This window comes from Bacillus sp. SD127 (genome assembly GCF_058566445.1).
The window spans coordinates 3,368,633-3,386,459 of sequence record NZ_CP191226.1; the positions used below are offsets into that span (position 1 = coordinate 3,368,633).

The 17,827-nt window shown below is 46.4% G+C and carries 17 protein-coding genes; 3 read left to right on the forward strand and 14 right to left on the reverse strand.

The features are described 5' to 3' along the window. Positions 1-144 precede the first annotated feature (144 nt). Positions 145-627 (forward strand): MarR family transcriptional regulator, encoded by a 483-nt coding sequence (locus ACQVGS_RS17670; protein ID WP_106021593.1) that lies wholly within the window; start codon positions 145-147, stop codon positions 625-627. A 112-nt stretch (positions 628-739) separates the two neighbouring features. Next, positions 740-2,296, forward strand: a complete 1,557-nt coding sequence (locus ACQVGS_RS17675) for an MFS transporter (protein ID WP_106021594.1) — start codon at positions 740-742, stop codon at positions 2,294-2,296. Here the strand turns inward: ACQVGS_RS17675 and bstA are convergent. From bstA to estB, 3 genes are all read right to left on the reverse strand, one after another. After that, complete coding sequence (gene bstA, locus ACQVGS_RS17680; RefSeq protein WP_106021595.1) at positions 2,293-2,823, reverse strand: bacillithiol transferase BstA; 531 nt, start codon at positions 2,821-2,823, stop codon at positions 2,293-2,295. The genes ACQVGS_RS17675 and bstA overlap by 4 nt on opposite strands. A 156-nt stretch (positions 2,824-2,979) precedes the next feature. Beyond that, entirely contained in the window at positions 2,980-4,068 is a 1,089-nt protein-coding gene (locus tag ACQVGS_RS17685; protein WP_106021596.1) for an acyltransferase family protein, read from the reverse strand. Positions 4,069-4,598: 530 nt separating this feature from the next. After that, the gene (gene estB, locus ACQVGS_RS17690; RefSeq protein WP_106021597.1) at positions 4,599-5,231 is read right to left on the reverse strand and encodes an esterase EstB; all 633 of its coding nucleotides are present in this window, start codon (positions 5,229-5,231) and stop codon (positions 4,599-4,601) included. Positions 5,232-5,620: 389 nt separating this feature from the next. Between estB and ACQVGS_RS17695 the strand changes: the two genes are divergently transcribed. Further along, a complete protein-coding gene (locus ACQVGS_RS17695) occupies positions 5,621-6,184 on the forward strand; it encodes a PadR family transcriptional regulator (protein ID WP_095714600.1) in 564 nt (187 codons plus the stop codon). A gap of 102 nt (positions 6,185-6,286) precedes the next feature. Here ACQVGS_RS17695 and lnrN read toward each other — a convergent pair whose 3' ends face one another. The 11 genes from lnrN to catD all read right to left on the reverse strand — a co-directional run bounded on the left by lnrN (position 6,287) and on the right by catD (position 17,826). Beyond that, entirely contained in the window at positions 6,287-7,444 is a 1,158-nt protein-coding gene (lnrN, locus tag ACQVGS_RS17700) for a linearmycin resistance permease LnrN (protein WP_491830317.1), read from the reverse strand. Between the two features lie 14 nt (positions 7,445-7,458). Then, positions 7,459-8,649, reverse strand: a complete 1,191-nt coding sequence (locus tag ACQVGS_RS17705) for an ABC transporter permease (protein ID WP_106021599.1) — start codon at positions 8,647-8,649, stop codon at positions 7,459-7,461. Between the two features lie 11 nt (positions 8,650-8,660). Next, positions 8,661-9,596, reverse strand: coding sequence for an ABC transporter ATP-binding protein (locus ACQVGS_RS17710; protein ID WP_106021600.1), 936 nt, complete (start codon positions 9,594-9,596; stop codon positions 8,661-8,663). Positions 9,597-9,739: 143 nt separating this feature from the next. Then, a complete protein-coding gene (gene lnrK, locus ACQVGS_RS17715; RefSeq protein ID WP_106021601.1) occupies positions 9,740-10,402 on the reverse strand; it encodes a two-component system response regulator LnrK in 663 nt (220 codons plus the stop codon). Then, positions 10,399-11,601, reverse strand: a complete 1,203-nt coding sequence (locus ACQVGS_RS17720; RefSeq protein ID WP_038954171.1) for a sensor histidine kinase — start codon at positions 11,599-11,601, stop codon at positions 10,399-10,401. The genes lnrK and ACQVGS_RS17720 overlap by 4 nt, the downstream gene beginning before the upstream one ends. 122 nt (positions 11,602-11,723) lie before the next feature. Next, positions 11,724-12,905, reverse strand: a complete 1,182-nt coding sequence (locus ACQVGS_RS17725) for a Gfo/Idh/MocA family protein (RefSeq protein WP_101860276.1) — start codon at positions 12,903-12,905, stop codon at positions 11,724-11,726. 9 nt (positions 12,906-12,914) lie between these two features. Beyond that, positions 12,915-13,856 carry a sugar phosphate isomerase/epimerase family protein gene (locus ACQVGS_RS17730; protein ID WP_024120624.1) on the reverse strand — a complete coding sequence of 314 codons (942 nt, stop codon included), beginning with the start codon at positions 13,854-13,856 and terminating at the stop codon, positions 12,915-12,917. 27 nt (positions 13,857-13,883) lie between these two features. Then, a complete protein-coding gene (locus ACQVGS_RS17735; protein WP_024120623.1) occupies positions 13,884-15,332 on the reverse strand; it encodes a sugar porter family MFS transporter in 1,449 nt (482 codons plus the stop codon). A gap of 174 nt (positions 15,333-15,506) precedes the next feature. Further along, a complete protein-coding gene (locus ACQVGS_RS17740; RefSeq protein ID WP_101860277.1) occupies positions 15,507-16,451 on the reverse strand; it encodes an AraC family transcriptional regulator in 945 nt (314 codons plus the stop codon). A 95-nt stretch (positions 16,452-16,546) separates the two neighbouring features. Then, positions 16,547-17,404, reverse strand: a complete 858-nt coding sequence (gene catE / locus ACQVGS_RS17745) for a catechol 2,3-dioxygenase (protein ID WP_024120621.1) — start codon at positions 17,402-17,404, stop codon at positions 16,547-16,549. A gap of 17 nt (positions 17,405-17,421) precedes the next feature. Next, entirely contained in the window at positions 17,422-17,826 is a 405-nt protein-coding gene (catD, locus tag ACQVGS_RS17750) for a DoxX family oxidoreductase CatD (RefSeq protein ID WP_024120620.1), read from the reverse strand. Position 17,827: the final 1 nt, after the last annotated feature.

Sequence of the window (17,827 nt, forward strand, 5' to 3'; positions counted from 1 at the left end):
ATTTCTTTCCCCAATAATCTCCAACTCATTATACACTACCGCTATTTTTCGGACAAAGTCTCATCTGCGGTTTATGCTGACTTTCTTTCAGCGGTTAAAATCGAGTAATATGGTAAGAGGAGCGAATGACGAGGAAGTGATCAAATGGAATATAACTTACATGATACAACAGTATTAAACGAAAATATTCTTTCATCTGAGGAACGGGAAATCTGGGTGCTTTATATGAAAGTCTTAACATCTGCCGGGCTCGGTGATGTATCTGAGTGGATGAAGCTGGATATGAGCATGCCGCAAATGAAAGTGCTCATGCTTTTAAACAATCACGGAACGCTGAAGGTCAGTGAAATTGCAGAGAAAATGGGGGCTTCCCTGTCAAATACAACCGGGCTGCTTGACCGCCTTGAGAAGTCCGGCTTTGTTAAACGATCACACTCTGAAGAGGACCGCCGTTCAGTGGTTGTTCATTTAACGGAGAATGCGAAAAATATTTTTCGCGGACTTTATCAAAAGGGCCATATGAAATTGAAGCGTTCCTTGGAGATACTGTCTCCTGATGAAAAGCAAGCTGTTTCCAAAGGGCTTTCTATTCTTTCCAGAGCGCTGGAGCAGGCTAAAAAAGAATAATGTCAGCGAAGTCTGTCCTCACGCAAACTGCGGAGGCAGACTTTTTTTATTTGACATTTAGTTCATTTTAAATGAATAATATATTCCAAGTGAAGTAAAGGGAGTGATGAATATGCATAAGGCATTGGCAGATCAAAAAAGCCAAAAGTGGGCGATCAGCCTGTTTACCATCGGTGTGTTTATGGCTGCGCTGGATAACGGGATCATCTCCGCTGCGCTGACCACGATAAACGAATCGTTTGCCGTTTCTCCGTCTTGGGGTTCATGGGGCATTACGCTTTATACGCTCGGTCTCAGCGTCAGTGTGCCGATCGTCGGAAAGCTTTCCGACCGCTACGGCAGAAAAAAGCTGTTTCTTATTGAAGTCGGCCTTTTCGGGCTTGGTTCTTTGCTTGTCGCTTTAAGCCAAAGCTTTCCGCTTTTTCTTATCTCACGGCTGATTCAGGCGCTTGGAGGCGGCGGGATTTTCATCATCGGAAGTTCTCACGTCCTTGCTACACTTCCAAAGGAAAAGCAAGGGAAGGCCCTTGGTTTGCTAGGGGCGATGAACGGGATGGCTGCTGTGCTCGGACCCAATATTGGAAGCTTTCTGCTTGATTGGACCGGGTCATGGCATTGGCTGTTTTTGATTAACCTGCCGATTGCAGTGCTGCTGGTTGTTTTCGGTGCATTTTTTATTGTGGAAACCAAAGCGCCGGAGGCCAAACGTCTCGACACGGCCGGAATTTTTCTTCTGTCCTTGTCAATTTTGGCTGTAATGTACGGCATGACAAACCTTGACGGGGCAAATCTCTTAAAAAGCCTGGGAGACCCTGAGGTTTATGGATGTATTGTTTTCGGTATTTTTTGTTTTGCGGCGCTCGTATGGTTTGAGAAGCGGATGGAAATGCGCGGGGGCGATCCCATTCTGGCGTATTCTTTACTTCGGAATCACATGTTTCAGCGAACGCTTATCATCGGTTTATTATCCGGGGGCCTCTTGGCGGCGGTTATTTTTATTCCATCATATGTTGAGCAATATTTAGGCGTTCCTGCCGCAAAAGCGGGCTATTGGATGACACCTCTTGCCTTAGCTTCCGGAATCGGCGCTTGGCTTGGCGGAGCGCTCACCGACAAAAAAGGACCGGTGAAAACTGTTGTGCTTTCAGGAATTATTTCATGTGCGGGATTTGCTTTATTTCCGCTTTGGGTGACGGAAAAATGGGAGTTTGTCATTGCAAGCGTGGCGGCCGGCATCGGTTTTGGCTTTCTGCTAGGCGCTCCGCTGAATGTTCTTGTATCAGAAGCAGCTAAAGCGAATAAGGGCACGGCGCTCGGCACGCTTTCATTAGTAAGGCAAATCGGACTGACATTGGCGCCTACTCTTTATGCAGGTTTTATCACAGCAGGGTTTGACCAAATCGGCGATGAAATCAGCAGCCGCTTATCGGACAGCGGACAGTCAGGGAAGGCTATGCAGATGATTCCCGAGATCGACAGTTCAGATGTTTCTTCTTTACAAGAACAGATCGAACGCATTCCTGTGCCTGAAGTCAAAACTGCGATAAGCGATGCCATTCATGCCAGTGTTGCCAGCGGCTATGATCATTTATATGCGGCGGCTGCTGTGATTTCTCTGCTGGTGATTGCAGCAATCAGTCTCCCGGCTTTCCGCCGGCAAAAGCGTTAAGACCACCCCATCCGTTTGGAAAGCTCCGTAATATGAGCGATATGGTGATGTGAGTGCCAGACATACAGCGCGTTCTCTAGGGTAATGATCTCTTTTGTATCGGGATGGTAAAATCTGCGCTGAAATTGCTGATCCGTCAGAGTGCGGAGAAGAGCCGTCCATCTTCCGTGAAGCTCCTGCAAAAGCGCGAGTGAACCGCTCGGCTCCGCTGTTTTGGAGTCTTCAAGCTCCGACCATGCTTTTTCATCATACGGACGGATGGCCGGCGTCTCTTCTGTCAAGCTTAATTTAAAACGGATATAGCTGTTCATATGACTGTCAGCCAGATGATGAACAACTTGCCGGACGGTCCATCCGCCGTCTCGGTATGGTGTATCAAGCTGGCTGTCCGTCATTCCCTCAACGGCTTGCTTCAGCTTAACCGGCACTTCCTCCAGCACTTGAATCCATTCTTCTTTCTGCTCGTTTGATATGAATTTCCTAGGTTTGTACTCTCCTATCGGATAGCTTAGATTGGCTGTTGACATGGTTTGCTCTCCTTTCAATAAACAGGCATCTGCTGATCCTGCTTATTGGCATATATGAAAATTCACTTTTATTTTAAAGGAAATGGTGTAATAGTTGTTCTTTCATGTATAAATTTGCGTAAAAAAAGGCAGGAACATTTCTCCTGCCGTGATTTTTCAGCCTGCGTGGTCTCGCACTTCCATTTTTACTTTTCGCCTCTTCGGCTGATAGATTTTCCCTACAAACAAATATCCATATTTAAACTTGTTCAGTGCCCAGGATGTCAGTATCGGGCCCGCTGTGCAGACGGCAAACAGCAAGAGAACGGCCGGCACGGCGGGAATGTCTGGCATATTTAACAGCAAAACATAGCCAATGATCATAAAATAAGCGTGCAGCAGATAAATCGAAAAGGAATAGTTACTGATAAACATAATGATTTTCGGCACCTGCTTTATGTTAGAAAACAGGTGAAAGCACAGGAAAATCATACTTGTTGAATAAAGCATGATGTCAGGCCGCTTTGAGCTGATCATGCCGACCTCTCCGAAATAAGAAACAGCCACAACCAACGCGGCGGACCCGACCGCAGCGCCGTATACCACCCAGCGGTATTGATTCAGCAGCGCTAAAAACCGCTTGTACTCTTTTCCGCAGTAATAAGCGAGACAAAAGTAGAAAAGCCAGCCTGCAAACGGAACCCAGAAGAACGGAAATGAACCGCCTTGTTCAGAAGCGGGTGCCGGACTGACTGCTGAGAAATAGCCCAAATAAGCGGCTGTCACCACAAACGAAACAGACAGCACCCATTTTGGCGATGCTTTTTTCAAATACTCATGAAAGAGCATGTGCAGGATATAAAATTGGAAGATGACAAGAATGAAATAACCGATAAAGTTTCCTAAAAATACGTTTTCCAGATATTTCTGCACAAACGCCAGAAAAGTCAGCTTTCCCCCCATTGCACTGGCCATCAGCAAGGCATCAATGGCTGCGATAAACAAAAAGGGAATAAAAATCACTTTTCCTCTCTTCTTCAAAAACCCCTCCGGCACCCCGTCAGGATAAGAACGCGCCAGCAAAAACTCAGAGATGAAAATGAAAGCAGGCGTGCTGAACATCAGGAGTGTACGCAAAGAATCAACCGTGTGAGAAATATCAGCAAGTGCTTCCGCCTGAAGCATCAGGACCATTGAAATGATATGGAGCAGAACGACACTTAAGCACGAAATGCAGCGGATCACAAAAATTTCTTTGATTTGCATAACAGCGCTCCTTTATTTCAAATTTTTAGAAATCGATGGTTGTACCATAACACACCTGCTTCAATTGAAAAAAGTGCCTGATTTCTTATCTTTCAGTATGCATGAACGACTAAGACCCATAAAGACCCATAACTTTTTGGCATACCGCCCTCAGCCATTTGTCCCGTACAGCCGGTCTGCTATGCTTGACGCACGGGAACAGTGTCCTGTTCACTTTTTTGATTCCGCAAAATTACAAAATGCCTTTTTGATAGTAATCTAATCCGCGATTTGCCTCGGCATCCATGAGTGAAATTACCAAAAAAGCCGGCGTTGCGGAAGTGACCATTTGTTATGAAGGTGGCGGCTCCCGTATTTGCGAAAAGCTTCAGCAATGAAGTGTTCATTCGGGAAGTGCTGAATAACTGTATTAGAACTTACAAAAAGGTCCGTGTTCGTTCTGACTTTCTGCTCTTTTCAACCTGTCAGAAAACAAAAAACCTGCTGTAACCAAACAGCAGGTTTTAACATAGCCGCATATCTTTGAAGCATCAGTTCGTATTTAATCCTCCGCCATTCAATCCTTCTTTGATATAGGCGTTGACTTGGCTATTAGAAAGCAATCCAATATGTCCAATGCCATACAGTTGGATGTTTCTGGCTCCTTGTAATCGAGACAAGCTATTGATGACAATTTCATCATTCAGACTGTAGATCGATGTATAGAGGATCTTTTGATTAGGATCTGTACCCGGCAGCGCAACAGATGACACTAAACCATTAGCCCCTCCGAGCGTGACAACATTTTGAATCTTATTGCCCCCGCCTAAATATTTTATAGCATACAGCGTATTGGCTCCTCCCATACTATGAGCCACAATATCTACTTTTTTAGCTCCTGTTTCTTTTAAAACGCGATCAATATATGCTGCAAGCTGCGGGCCGTTATTTAGGTTATTCCCTGTTTTATCATAAAAATCAATTGCATACAGTTTATTGCTTTGCCAGCCCTGAGAGATTAAGTAATTTTTAATAGCAAAAAAATTGTATGATGCACCGCTAATCCCATGAACAAGAACAACAGGGTTATGTGCTGTTTCCGCCTTTGCACTTGAAGGCGGAGCTGCTAGAATAGACAAAACCATTGATAGACAAATAGTTGATGCAATAAGTAATCTTTTCATTTTCCGTTTCTCCTCAATCATGTATTTACCAAAATGATTATACAGTTAAATTTAAACTTGGTAAATATAAACTTATCAGAATCTTCAATTTCATTATTATTTTGATGAAAGCATAAATTTGTCTATTGGCAGTTGTCTTCCATACACTCGAAAGAAACTTGAAAGGACTATAAGCGTAAGGAGACATGCGGTTGTGTTCCCAGTCTCCCTTTCCTATAATATAGGGAACAGATGAAAGCTAGGCATGAGAATAGATGGCATTCACTATTTTATATAAGAATTCACATTTGTTTTGCCGGTATAAGAGAAAAGAACGATACGATTTTTCGGCGGCAGGGAATTTAAAAAGTTTCTTTTTTGCAAAAACAGCCATAGACACGGAGGACAGCATGAGAGTATTAAAATATGCCATATTAGGGCTTTTACGAAAAGGCGAATTGAGCGGATATGATATTACAAGTTATTTCAAAGCGGAGCTCGGCCAGTTTTGGAGCGCCAAGCACAGCCAGATTTATCCGGAGCTCAAAAAGCTGACAGATGAAGGCTTTATCACATTCCGGACAACGATTCAGGGCACAAAACTTGAGAAAAAAATGTATACCCTGACAGACAGCGGAAAACAGGAGCTTCACGTGTGGCTGACCCGCCACCACCCTATTCCGGAAACAGTGAAGGATGAATTTATGCTGAAGGCTTATTTCATTTCTTCTCTGTCACGCCAGGAGGCAGCCGACTTGTTTACAGACCAGCTGCTGAAGCGCAAGGAGAAGCTCGCTGATCTGCAAGGCAGTTATGAAAAGCTAATGGCCTCAGCGGAGCCAATGTCGTTTTCTTCACCGGATTTCGGCCACTATCTGGTACTGACAAAAGCGCTGGAACGGGAAAAGAATTACGTATCCTGGCTGGAGCATATTTTAGCCATGATACAAGAGAATACCCAGGAGCGGCCTTAATCGAAGGTGACTGGCCGTCCGGCAAACAACACTTGGAAAAGACTGAACCTGACAGAACACACGATATAATGATAAGAAGCATCTGCCCAGAGGCGGATGCTTTTACGTTCGGAGCGCTTTCAGCCCCGCTGTGAAGGTGATGGCGGCAAAAGCAAGCAAGATGCCGCAAATGCCGAGTATATCCGTGATGGTTGCCCCGTTAGCGATAATTTCTGTCAGTCCGTTCATCGCCCACTTTTGCGGGAGAAAGTCAGCAACGGACTGCATCAGCTTCGGCTCAATTTCTATCGGCCAATACATTCCGCTCACCATACACGTCGCAATAACGAACAAGTTGCCGAAAGCAAGCTGCTGTTCTGGCGTTCTGACATTGGCAGCAATCATCAAGCCGATGCCCACGACTGCTAACAGAAAAAAGGATACTAACACGATCAGTGCAGCCGGATTGCCCCAGCTGATTCCGAACAGCCAATGGGATGCGAGAAGCAGCATTCCAAATTGAATCCAGCCAATCACAAAGAACGACAGCACATACCCCGCTCCGATTTCCGCGCGGCTGACAGACGCGGTGAGCAGTCTCGGCCAGACGCCGCTTTTTCGCGCTTCTAATATCGTGCCCGCTGCTCCCATCATTGTCAGCATCACAAACAGAATGGAAAAGCCTGCAGCTCGTGAAGCTGTGTCACTTACGCCCTCGCCTTCTTTTTTATCATTGAGAGATTCCCGTTTTACAGCTGGGGCGCTATCTCCACGATCTTTGGCGATTACCGTTTTATAAGCCGATTTCCAGCTCTCCCCCGCCGCCTCGGCCGCTGTTTTTGCCGCGGTTACCTGAATGTTGAGCTTTGCCAGCTTGCTTTCGGCATACTGTTTAGCGACTGGCGCTTCTGTCAGCTCTGGACCGTGGCTGAAGACCAGCTCCGGCTTCTCTCCTTTTTCCAGCTTCTCTTGGAAAGTGCGGGAAAGGGTGATGACTCCGGCAATTTTCTTTTGATTCAGTTTTTCTGAAGCTTTGCTTTTAGTCATCGTTTGAAATGTATACATATCATCATGTTGCTTGAGCTCCCGGATATAATGCTGTGAAAGAAGCGTGTCATCCTGATCGACGATCGCAAGCCGCACCTTATCATCATTTCCGCCGAGCAGACCGCCGAATACAAAGGTCAGCAGCAGCGGGGCAGCGAACATCATTAAATAGTTCTGCGGCTTCTTAAAAATGAGAGAAAGCTCAACGCCGCAAATGGCTATGATTTTTTTCACCGTGTTTTACCTCCTTATCTTGTGTGAAGCCTTCTGATGCCAACAGCCAGTGAACAAAGACCGGTTGCCGCAAAAAGAAGGACCGGCGTTTGAAGTTCAGCCCAGCCTCCCCCTTCCATTAAGGAAAGAAAGCCTTCGAGCGCCCATCGATTTGGCACCGCCTTTGAAACAGATTGCAGAAAATCCGGAAATTGATAAAACGGAAGCATAGAACCGCCAAGAACGGCAAGCACCTGAATTCCAAAACCTCCTAAAACATCTGCTGACTTCATATCGCTGATGCACGAAGCAAGAAGCATTGAAATGCCGGATACAGCTGCTGCGTAGGAAAGCCCCAGCACGCACACAAACAAGAGATTGTCTCCCCAGTCCACATCAAATATATTGATGGTCACAATAATAAAAATGAAAAATTGTATAATGGCAAACAAATAGGTTCCGAGCCACTTCCCGAAGAGAATGGCGTATTTTTGTGCAGGCGTCATCAGCAGTCTGGCAAGGGTTTCTGTTTCCCTTTCCAGCAAAAATGATTTCGCGCCGACCGTCATATGAAACAGCATAAACATGCAAAGCATTGCCGCCGAATAGTATTGAAAACTGGTAACTTCTTTTGCGCCGACTGATTTCTCCGTAACAGCAAGCCTGGCACCCGCTTCTTTTTCAAGCATCTTAGCAAGATTTTCTGCTATGAGGGAAGGATTGAGCTTTCCTTGTTTTACAGCTTCCGTCTTGGTGACATATTCCATCGAGGCGGATGCCGCTTCTCGTACCGCCTTGTATTGGTCTATAAAAGACACTGCAGCCGTTTCTATGATAGAGCTTTTTAATTCCTGATCAGTGCCAGTATAGACAGCGGCCGGTTTCTTGCCGGATCCCCAATGTGCCGGGACGGCAATTCCGACATCAATTTTCTTTTCCGCCAGCAGCTTTTTCATTTCCTTTTTACTGCCTGCTTCTGTGACGTTGATCATCTTCATTTTTTCAAGTACATCTGTTTTAAACATCTTCGACGCGCCTGACTGATCAGACTGGACATAGCCGACTTTGATTTCATCAATCTCGCTGCCTCCGCCAAGGATTGATCCAAGAGCGGCCCCTAATATGGCTGTTAAAATCAGCGGCATTAGGATAAGCATCATAAACCCTTTTTTATCCGTGATTCTGATTTTGACATCTTTCCATGCGATCCATATTGCTTTTTTCATCGCCGCCCCTCCTAATCCCGCAATGTGCGGCCTGTCAGATTCAGAAACAGCCGTTCCAGATTTGGTTCCTGAACCTGAAGAGACAGGAGATTCATTTGATGGGCAGCGGCTTCCGTGAGCAGGCTGGTGACTACTTTCTCATGGTGCGCCGCAGCAACCTCAATTTTGAGCTCTGATTCATTCACTGTTACATCATTCACATGGGCAAGCGAGCGGATAGCTGAAAGAAATCCTTCATCTGCCCCGCTGACAGTCATCTGGATGATCGTGTCTCCTCCAAGACGGCTGCACAAGTCGTTTTTTGTGCCGATCGCAATCATTTCTCCCTGATCAATAATGCCGATCCGGTCACATAAATACTCGACCTCTTCCATGTAGTGACTCGTATAGATCACGGTCATGCCTGTTTCGTTGAGCTGTTTGACTGTTTCTAAAATATGATTTCTCGATTGAGGGTCGATGCCGACGGTCGGTTCATCCATGATAAGCAGCTCAGGCTTATGCATAAGGGCGGCGCCTATGTTAATTCTCCGTTTCATTCCGCCGGAGAATGTTTCGATTTTATCTTTAGCCCGCTCAGTAAGCCCTACATATTGAAGGACTTCTGCTGATCTTTTTTTGGCCTCTCCATGCGTGAGTCCATACATTTTCCCCCAGAATACGAGATTTTCTTGAGCCGTCAGTGTCGGGTACAGGGCGATTTCCTGCGGGACGATGCCGATTTTTTGTTTGGCTTTGTTCGTGTCTTTGCCGATAACATACCCGCCGACTGTAATCTCCCCTCCGTCAAGCGGCACAAGTCCGGAAATCATAGAAATGGTTGTGGACTTCCCCGCTCCGTTCGGTCCGAGCAGTCCGAACGACTCACCCTTTTTCAAGGAAAAAGAGATTCCTTTGACAATTGTTTTTTTTTCGTATGCCTTTTTGATATTTTCTGCTTGAAGCACGCCGTTTCACTCCTTTTTTTATCCCATTGCCATTGTAGAAGAGATTGAGGCATGAAACATGTGGCGCCGGATAGAACATCGGGCATAAAAAAAAGGCCTGTGACAGGCCTTTTCAGGGCAACGCATATGCCAAACGTCATCTATCAAAAGACAGATACGCCATGTCTGACGGAATAAATGGCGGCTTGGGTTCTGTCTCTGACAGACAGTTTGCTGATAATGTTTGACACGTGATTTTTCACTGTTCCTTCTGTAATGTACAGCTTTTCGGCAATTTCTTTATTGTTCAGTCCGTACCCGAGCTCAGCCAGCACTTCCATTTCACGCTCGGTCAGGTCGAGCAGCTCCTTCGGTTTTTCTTTCTCTTCCGTTCCTTTCAGCTGTTTTTCCCGTTTCCATTCATTCAGCATTTGGGCTGTGAGTTCCGGCGGGAGCACCATTCCGCCTGATTGAACAGTCATTACCGCTTTCACAATTGTATCGGCTGACATGTCCTTTAACAGGTACCCGCTTGCCCCTTCTTCAAGCGCTTCAGCAATCAGCTCTGAATCTTTAAAGGTTGTCAGCATCAGCACCTTTACGCCCGTTAGCGAGCTGGTGATCAATTTTGTTCCCTCCACCCCGTTGGACACCGGCATGCGAATGTCCATTAATACGATATCCGGTTCCAGCTCTTTCGCCTTTTCAAAGGCTTCCTGTCCGTTTCGCGCCGTGGCGATGACATCGAGCTCTTCCCGGAGCTGAAGCAGAGACGCCAGCCCTTCTCTGACGATATCCTGATCGTCGGTAATGATGATTTTAATCATGATAAACTCTCCTTTTGCTGTGCGGGCCCAAAGCTCCATTTTTTATTAGCCAAAGAAAATTCCGCAATCACGGTAAATCCTTGATCCCGCTCGCTTTCAAAACGGATCATCCCGCCATGCTCGGCCGCCCGCTTTTTCATATTCAAGAGACCAAATCCCAGCGCGGCCTCAGGATTTCCTTTTCCGTCATCTTTAATTAAAAGACTGACTGTTTCCGGTGAACACGTGAGCTGAATCGAGCAGGCAGTGGCGCCGCCGTGACGTTTTGCATTGGTCAGCGCCTCCTGCACCGTTCTGATCACAGTCGGATGCAGAGACAGCGGGACCAGCGCAGGATCGCCGCTGACCGTCAGTTCGGATGTGACGCCCGCATTTTTGTAAAAGTCTTCTGTCAGTTGTTTCAGCGATTCAATGAATGAGGGATCGTTCTCCGTTTGCAGGGTTCGGACTGATAAGCGGATATCGCCGAGTGCTTCACGGGCGAGCGTTTCACAGACGCCGACTGTCTCATCTGCTTTTCGGCTGTCTCTTTTTTGCCATTCACGCAGAAGCTGCAGCTGGACAAGAAGCGCCGTCATTTTGTGCCCTACTGTATCATGGATGTCCCGTGCCATTCTGTTCCGCTCGTGAATGGCAGTGAGTTCTTCGACCTGCTTCGCATATAAATGCAGCTCCTGGTGTGCTGCTGACAGCGCCCGATGCGAATCCGTCAGTTCCTGAAACTGCTGTTTTGCCGTTTCTTGTGCTTCAAGAAGTTTGCGGATTAATTTGCCGACCACCCCGCAGAACACCACAAATGTCATGCTGGTGATATGATCCATGACGTATTCATTGCCGGCTAGCAGATATGTACGTATGAGGACAATTGAAAACAAAATTGAGCAAAGACATAACAAAAACCATGCCATTTTTCTATTGAACCCGCGCAGAAAAAATGCGACAGCTACCGGGCATAGCATAATAATGAACAAACCATTGCCGGGAAACATGAATCCAAACGAAAAGCCGACCGTAAGATCAATCAGACAAAACCAGACGTCATACTTCTCTGTTTTCAGCAGAAAATGATTGGCTGCATACACGGCAGCTCCTAACGCTATAAATAGATATTCAAACCAGTTATCATCCTTTACGAGGGACAGATACATCGAACAGCTCACCATCAAGGTGAAAATTCTTGTAAATAAAAGAGCCTTCACGCTCATCACTCCTATAAGCAATTCCTTTCTTATCATACCTGCCTCTTGTTATTTTTTACAGGTGTTTCTGGAAAATAAAAACCGCATATGAACTTTATGTCATATGCGGCGTTTCCACTTATTTATTTGAATTCAACCCAGACTGATCCTTGGTCTGCTGAACGCACGCAATTCTCAATCCAGCGGATGCCCTCGATCCCTGCATCAATGTCAGGATAGACTAAGTTGTTCAAGGTTTCTTCATCTTCGCGATTTTTAGCGTCAATTGCTATGGCAAACTTAAGATAAATATTGGCCCACGCCTCTGACAGCCCTTCGCTGTGTAAGGCGCCGAGACGTTCATCGGCGCTGCATGCACCATCTAAATATGGCATGCCGCGAACGAGTGTCTGAATCGGCTCTCCCTGCACTTCATACGTCAGTTCGTTCGGTTTGCTGTCCCACCATTCGATGCTTGCTTTAGAGCCAACAATTCTGATTCTGTGGCCATCCATACACCCTGCATTGATTGATGATGTCCACATCGTCCCGACCGCCCCGTTTTCATAATGCATTAGCACATGGGCATTATCCTCAAGCGGCGTGCGGCTGCCGACGAAGCTCTGGCGGTCACACAGCAGCTCTTTTATTTTCATATGCGGCATAATAAGCTGCGACATATAATACGTGTGGGTAGATAAATCGCCCAGCACAAAGCTTGGCCCGGCGATCGCAGGGTCGACACGCCATTTCTGTGCAGCGCTTATGTTTTCGCCTTCATCTGCTGCACAAAAACCGTGTGTGTACTGCAAGTCAACCACACGAATATCGCCGATCTTGCCCTGCTCAATTATCGCACGCATTTGAAGGAGCATTTGATTGCCGGAAAAACCGTATGTCACGCCGACAATTTTCCCTTTTTTCTCCGCGAGCGCTTTGATTTCATAGCCCTCTTCTGAAGTGAAGAACAGCGGTTTTTCACAAATGACATGCAGATCTGCTTCAAGCGCTGCCTTACAGATCTCATAATGAGTGCCGTTCGGAGTGGCAATCGATACAACCTCTATGCCATCCTCTCTTTTCGTTTCCTCCGCAAACATTGTTTGATAGTCGGGATAACAGCGTTCCGCTTCCACTCCGAGGTTCACCCCGAAGTCTTTTCCTCTTTCGGCATCGATATCAAAGGCGCCTGCGGTTAATTGAAAGGCAGTATTGTCTCTCAGCGCTCCAATACGATGTTTATATCCAACCTGGCTGAGCCGCCCGCCGCCTACCATTGCCCAGCGCAGCGGTTTTGAAATGGTTCTTTCTCCATTTAGCATGATGAAAACCTCCTATTGGCTGATGGTTTGTTTTAAAGCTTCTATCGATGTGCGGATGCCCGCTTCCGGTGACATCGTCAGGTCCTCCATTTCTAAGGAAACCTCACCGTCATACCCCATCATTTTTACGACTGAAAAAAATTCCTTCCACCACTGTAAATCCTGTCCGCAGCCGACAGCTACATAATTCCATGCCCGGTTTGCAGGATCTGTCACTTCTTTTGTTTCTAACAGCCCGTTAACCGCAGCTAAATGTCTTTCAATTCTGACATCTTTTCCGTGAACATGGTGAATGGCTTCTCCGAGCTCCCTTGCTGCGATGATTGGGTCTGCGCCCATCCATAACAAATGGCTCGGGTCAAGATTCAAACCGACCATCGGGCCGACTGCATTTCTGAGCCGAAAGAGAGTCTCAGGATTATAGACTAATTGAGAGCTGAAATTTTCAAGCGCGATTTTTTCAACACCGCAGGCTTCCGCTTTTTTGACAAGCTCCTTCCAATACGGAATCGCAACATCTTCCCATTGATAATTGAGTATATCTTTTAAAACAGGAGGCCAGCTCACTGTGTATGTGATCCAGTTCGGCACTTTGTCGTCCGGGCCGCCGGCTGGCAGGCCGCTCATCATGATCACTTTTTTGACGCCTAATAATCCAGCCAGCTCCATCGTTTTGTCCGTTACTTCTCTGTGCAATTTGCCCAGTTCGCCTGGATCCAAAGGATTCCCCGAGCAGTTTAAAGCGCAAAGTGTCATATTCCGCTTTTCCAGCGCTGCTGAAAATTCTTCTCTTTTGTGACTGCTTTGCAGCAGTTCATCAAGATTCAAGTGAGGCGCAGGCGACCAGCCTCCGGTTGTCATTTCAAGCGTATCAATGCCAAGCTCCGCGGCAAAATTGAGCATTTCTTCAAAAGGCAAATGTCCTAAACTGTCTGTTACATAAGATAGTTTCATTGATAGATTCCTCCTAGTATCTGCAGGTTACGATAAGTGAGTTGTTTGATTTTGGATTTCCTGATCATCGCGGCGGCCATACTGGCGAAAGGAGTGTTCAAGCTGTTCAAGTGACCGCCCTTTTGTCTCAGGCACATATTTTTTCACAAATAGAATCGCTAGGATATTCATAGCGACAAAGATAAAAAATGTCGCCGACATCCCAATATGATTGAGCAAAATGGGAAAGGTGAATCCAATGAGAAAGTTAGCTGTCCACAAGCAGAAAGTACTGATCCCCATACCAAGCCCCCGCACATGCATAGGGAAAATTTCTGAGAGCATGAGCCACGTCACTGTAGAAATGGCTGTCTGCTGAAATGCAAGAAACAAAACGGTCAAACTCAGAACAACATACGGCAGGGCGAGTGTTCCTTCAAGGACAATAGATAAAATCCCGATCAGCAGAAGAGCTGTCATCGTGCCAATCTGTCCGATGATCAGCATGGGCCGACGGCGGACTTTGCCGAGAAGCCATATCCCAAAAATGACCGCAATAACTGAAATAACACCGTTTGCAATATTGCCGATTAATGCAGCTTCTGTTTGAAAACCGGCTTCTCTCAGAATTTCTGTCCCATAGTACATGATTGAATTGACACCGGTAATTTGCTGTACGATGGCGATTCCGATCCCAATCAATAAAATGCGCCTGATCCACGGCTCTTGAAAATCATGAAAGCCTGCCTTTTTTGCTGTGCCCTCAATCGCATGTTTGATTTCTTTTATTTCCTGCTGTGCCCGGCTGTCTTCACGGATTTGCCGAAGCACCCGCAGGGCGTCACCCATTCTGCCTTTAACTGCCAGCCAACGCGGGCTTTCAGGCACGATGAGCATTCCAAACCATAACACAACAGCTGGAAGTGTCGCGATGACCAGCATATACCGCCATACATTTGCGCTCTCCCCCATTCTGCTGCCGATAATGGCGTTAAAGGTGTATGCCAGCAGCTGGCCAATTACGATCATCAGTTCATTTTGTGTCACGATTCGTCCCCTGCGTTCTGCCGGCGAAATTTCCGCTAAAAAGGTTGGAACCGTTACAGAAGCGCAGCCAACCGCCAGTCCGAGCAGAAAACGAAAGGCAATCATCACGGACGCGTTTGGTGAAAAGGTGCAGCCAAGTGTGGCTGCGATGAAGAGTAAGGCTAAATAAAGGATCGTTTTTCGGCGGCCGTGACGATCGGACAGACGTCCTCCAAACATCGCCCCAAAGGCTGCCCCGAGAAGCAGGGAACTCGCAACCAGTCCTTCTGTAACAGGTGTAAGATTCAGTTGACCTGCAGTTGCCATAAAAGGAAGTGCCCCATTAATGACACCCGTATCGTAACCGAACAATAGGCCGCCGAATGTAGATACCAATGTAATCGTTCGTAAAAGCCCTTTATGAGCTAAGCTTTCTTTTTCTTTTACAGCCTCTTTCTTTTTAGTACTCACGGCTTTCTTCCCCTTCTTTCAAGAATGGCAGAGCACCCGACACCAAGCATAAGCCAATGCATCCCTCCTTCAGCAACATTCATTGTTGTAACCGCTTTCTAAAAAGATTATAAGACAACGAGATTTCTCGCGTCTTTATCATATGAAGACATTGTTTTGTCATTTCAGGACATCTTATTCGTGCGGCTTGGCCTGTTCGGTTTTTTGAAAAGGTTTATTGATTTGAAATGCGGTCATTTTTGAATCTTTATAAAGGGAACGGAAAAGCCCTGGAGAGCTGCCGATTTTGGCGGAAAATATGCGAGTGAAATAATGTACTGAGAAACCGATTTCTTCTGCTATTTCTTTAATCGACAGAGTCGTTGATTTCAGCAGCTCGGCAGCTTTATTTATTTTTTCATTTTGGACAAATTCTGAGTAGCTGACGCCCAGTTCTGCTGCAAATAAACGTGATAAATGTCTCCCTGAGATATGAAAGTGGCTGGCGACATCCGTCAGCTTTAACGGCTGTGACAGATTGTCTTTTATGTGCAGTTTCACCTCTGTCAGCAAAGCAGAAGATGTGTGAATGGGCTGCTTTTGTTTCGAGCGATGGGCGGCCGGGAGAAAGGTTTGGATTAATGACAGGATCAATGCATGCGACAAATGAGATAGGATCTCTTTGTCAAAAGTATTGACAGGCTGCGCTGCTTGCAGCATTAATGTTTTCCAAAGCAGGCCCGGCGGTTCGCCAGCTTTCATTTGCATTGTGATAAGGGGACTTTGTTTCACTTTTTCCATCACTTTGATCCATTCGGCGCTTGACTGATCCTCGCTCAGCTCGAAAGCAACATAAAAAAGGAACAGACCTGTTTCACTTTTGATTTGGTGCAAATGATCCGGCTTTGACAAAAAAATCGTCTGTTCACGAAGCGGATATGTACGATCGCCTTCAAGGTAATATCCTTCACCTCTTACGACGTAACAAATTTCATAAAAGGAATGCTTATGAAGCAGTGTGTTATAGTGGTTCGTCATCGCTCCCCAATAGTGGACGTAAAATAAAACATCCTTTTGCTCTAAGCGATGCACATATTGATTTAAAGCGATTTTGCCCGTCACAAGGTGATTGAGTTCCATGTAAACGCCTCCTAACAAGTTGGTTCTCCCATCATAACAAGGCGGACAGAAATAAAAAATCCCCCTGCCGTTTTTTACGGGCAAAGGGATGACAGTTAAATCACAAATTTGATATGTGCTCCGGAGACAGGGTCTTTCACAAGAAAATGGTTTTCCGTTTCTTCAAGCGAATATCCAGCGTTTTTGACTCGGTCCGCCACACGTTTGAGTTCCTCCTGATAAGGCAGGACAACGGTGTAATAGTCGAGCCCGCTCGCATTTGCCGGCTTAGGCGGCGCATGTTTCCCAGCCCAGATGTTTAAGCCGATATGGTGGTGGTAGCCACCGGCTGAAATGAAGAGAGCAGACATGCCCGCATAGTCTCCGACAATGTCAAAGCCCAGCACATCTGTGTAAAACGCTTTTGCTTCTTTCAGATCGCTGACATGCAGATGAATGTGCCCGATGACCGTACCGTTTGGAAGCGTTGTTTTCCGCTCTTCTCCGGCCTCTTCCAAAAGGCCCTCGATGTCGACAGCAGTTGTTGTCATTACGTAGTTTCCTTCACGATCCCGCTGCCAAGTGCTGCGGGGGCGGTCAGCGTACATTTCAATTCCGTTTCCGTCAGGATCTGAGAGATAGAGCGCCTCGCTGACAGCGTGGTCCCCCTGTCCGAGGGCAATCCCGTTTTCAATCAAGCGGGCGAGCGCGATACCAAGTTCCTTTCTGTTGGGAAGCAGAATCGCAAAGTGATACAGGCCCGTTACCGTGCGTTCAGGCAAGACGACAGCGCTTGGATTTTCTTCAAGAATAAGCAGGGGGCGTTTTCCGTCAGCCGTTAATTCAGCTTGGCGGTCCGTCTTATTCAAGACTTGAAAGCCGATCACGTTGCAGTAGAACTGAAGGGAACGCTCCAGACTGCGGATTGTGAGTTTGACATAGCCAATGGTTGTATCCTCATGAATGCTGGTCATGCTGTATGCCTCTTTTCTTATGCTGATACGTTTTCGTTCTTTTTTGCTTTAAACACAAATGGGTCCAGTGCCAGGAATCTGCTTCCAGTAAGCGCCAGGTGAATGGATGTCAAAAGCAGAAGGTAATCAAATTCTGCATTGCCCATGAATGGCGCTTTCAGCTTCACTGTAATAATGGCTCCGATCAATGTGAGAGCAAACAGAACACCTACAATACGTGTAGCCAATCCGAAAAAGACGAGCACTCCGCCAACGAGTTCAATCGCTGCGATGACATACGCCATAAAGCTTGGAAGGCCTATGCTGCCGAAAAATTGGATGGTGCCCTCCATTGCCTGAAACTTTGATAAACCGTGAACAAAAAAGATAATACCTGTGATGACTCTTAAAAGTAATGTGCCAATTTCAAATGATTTATTCATT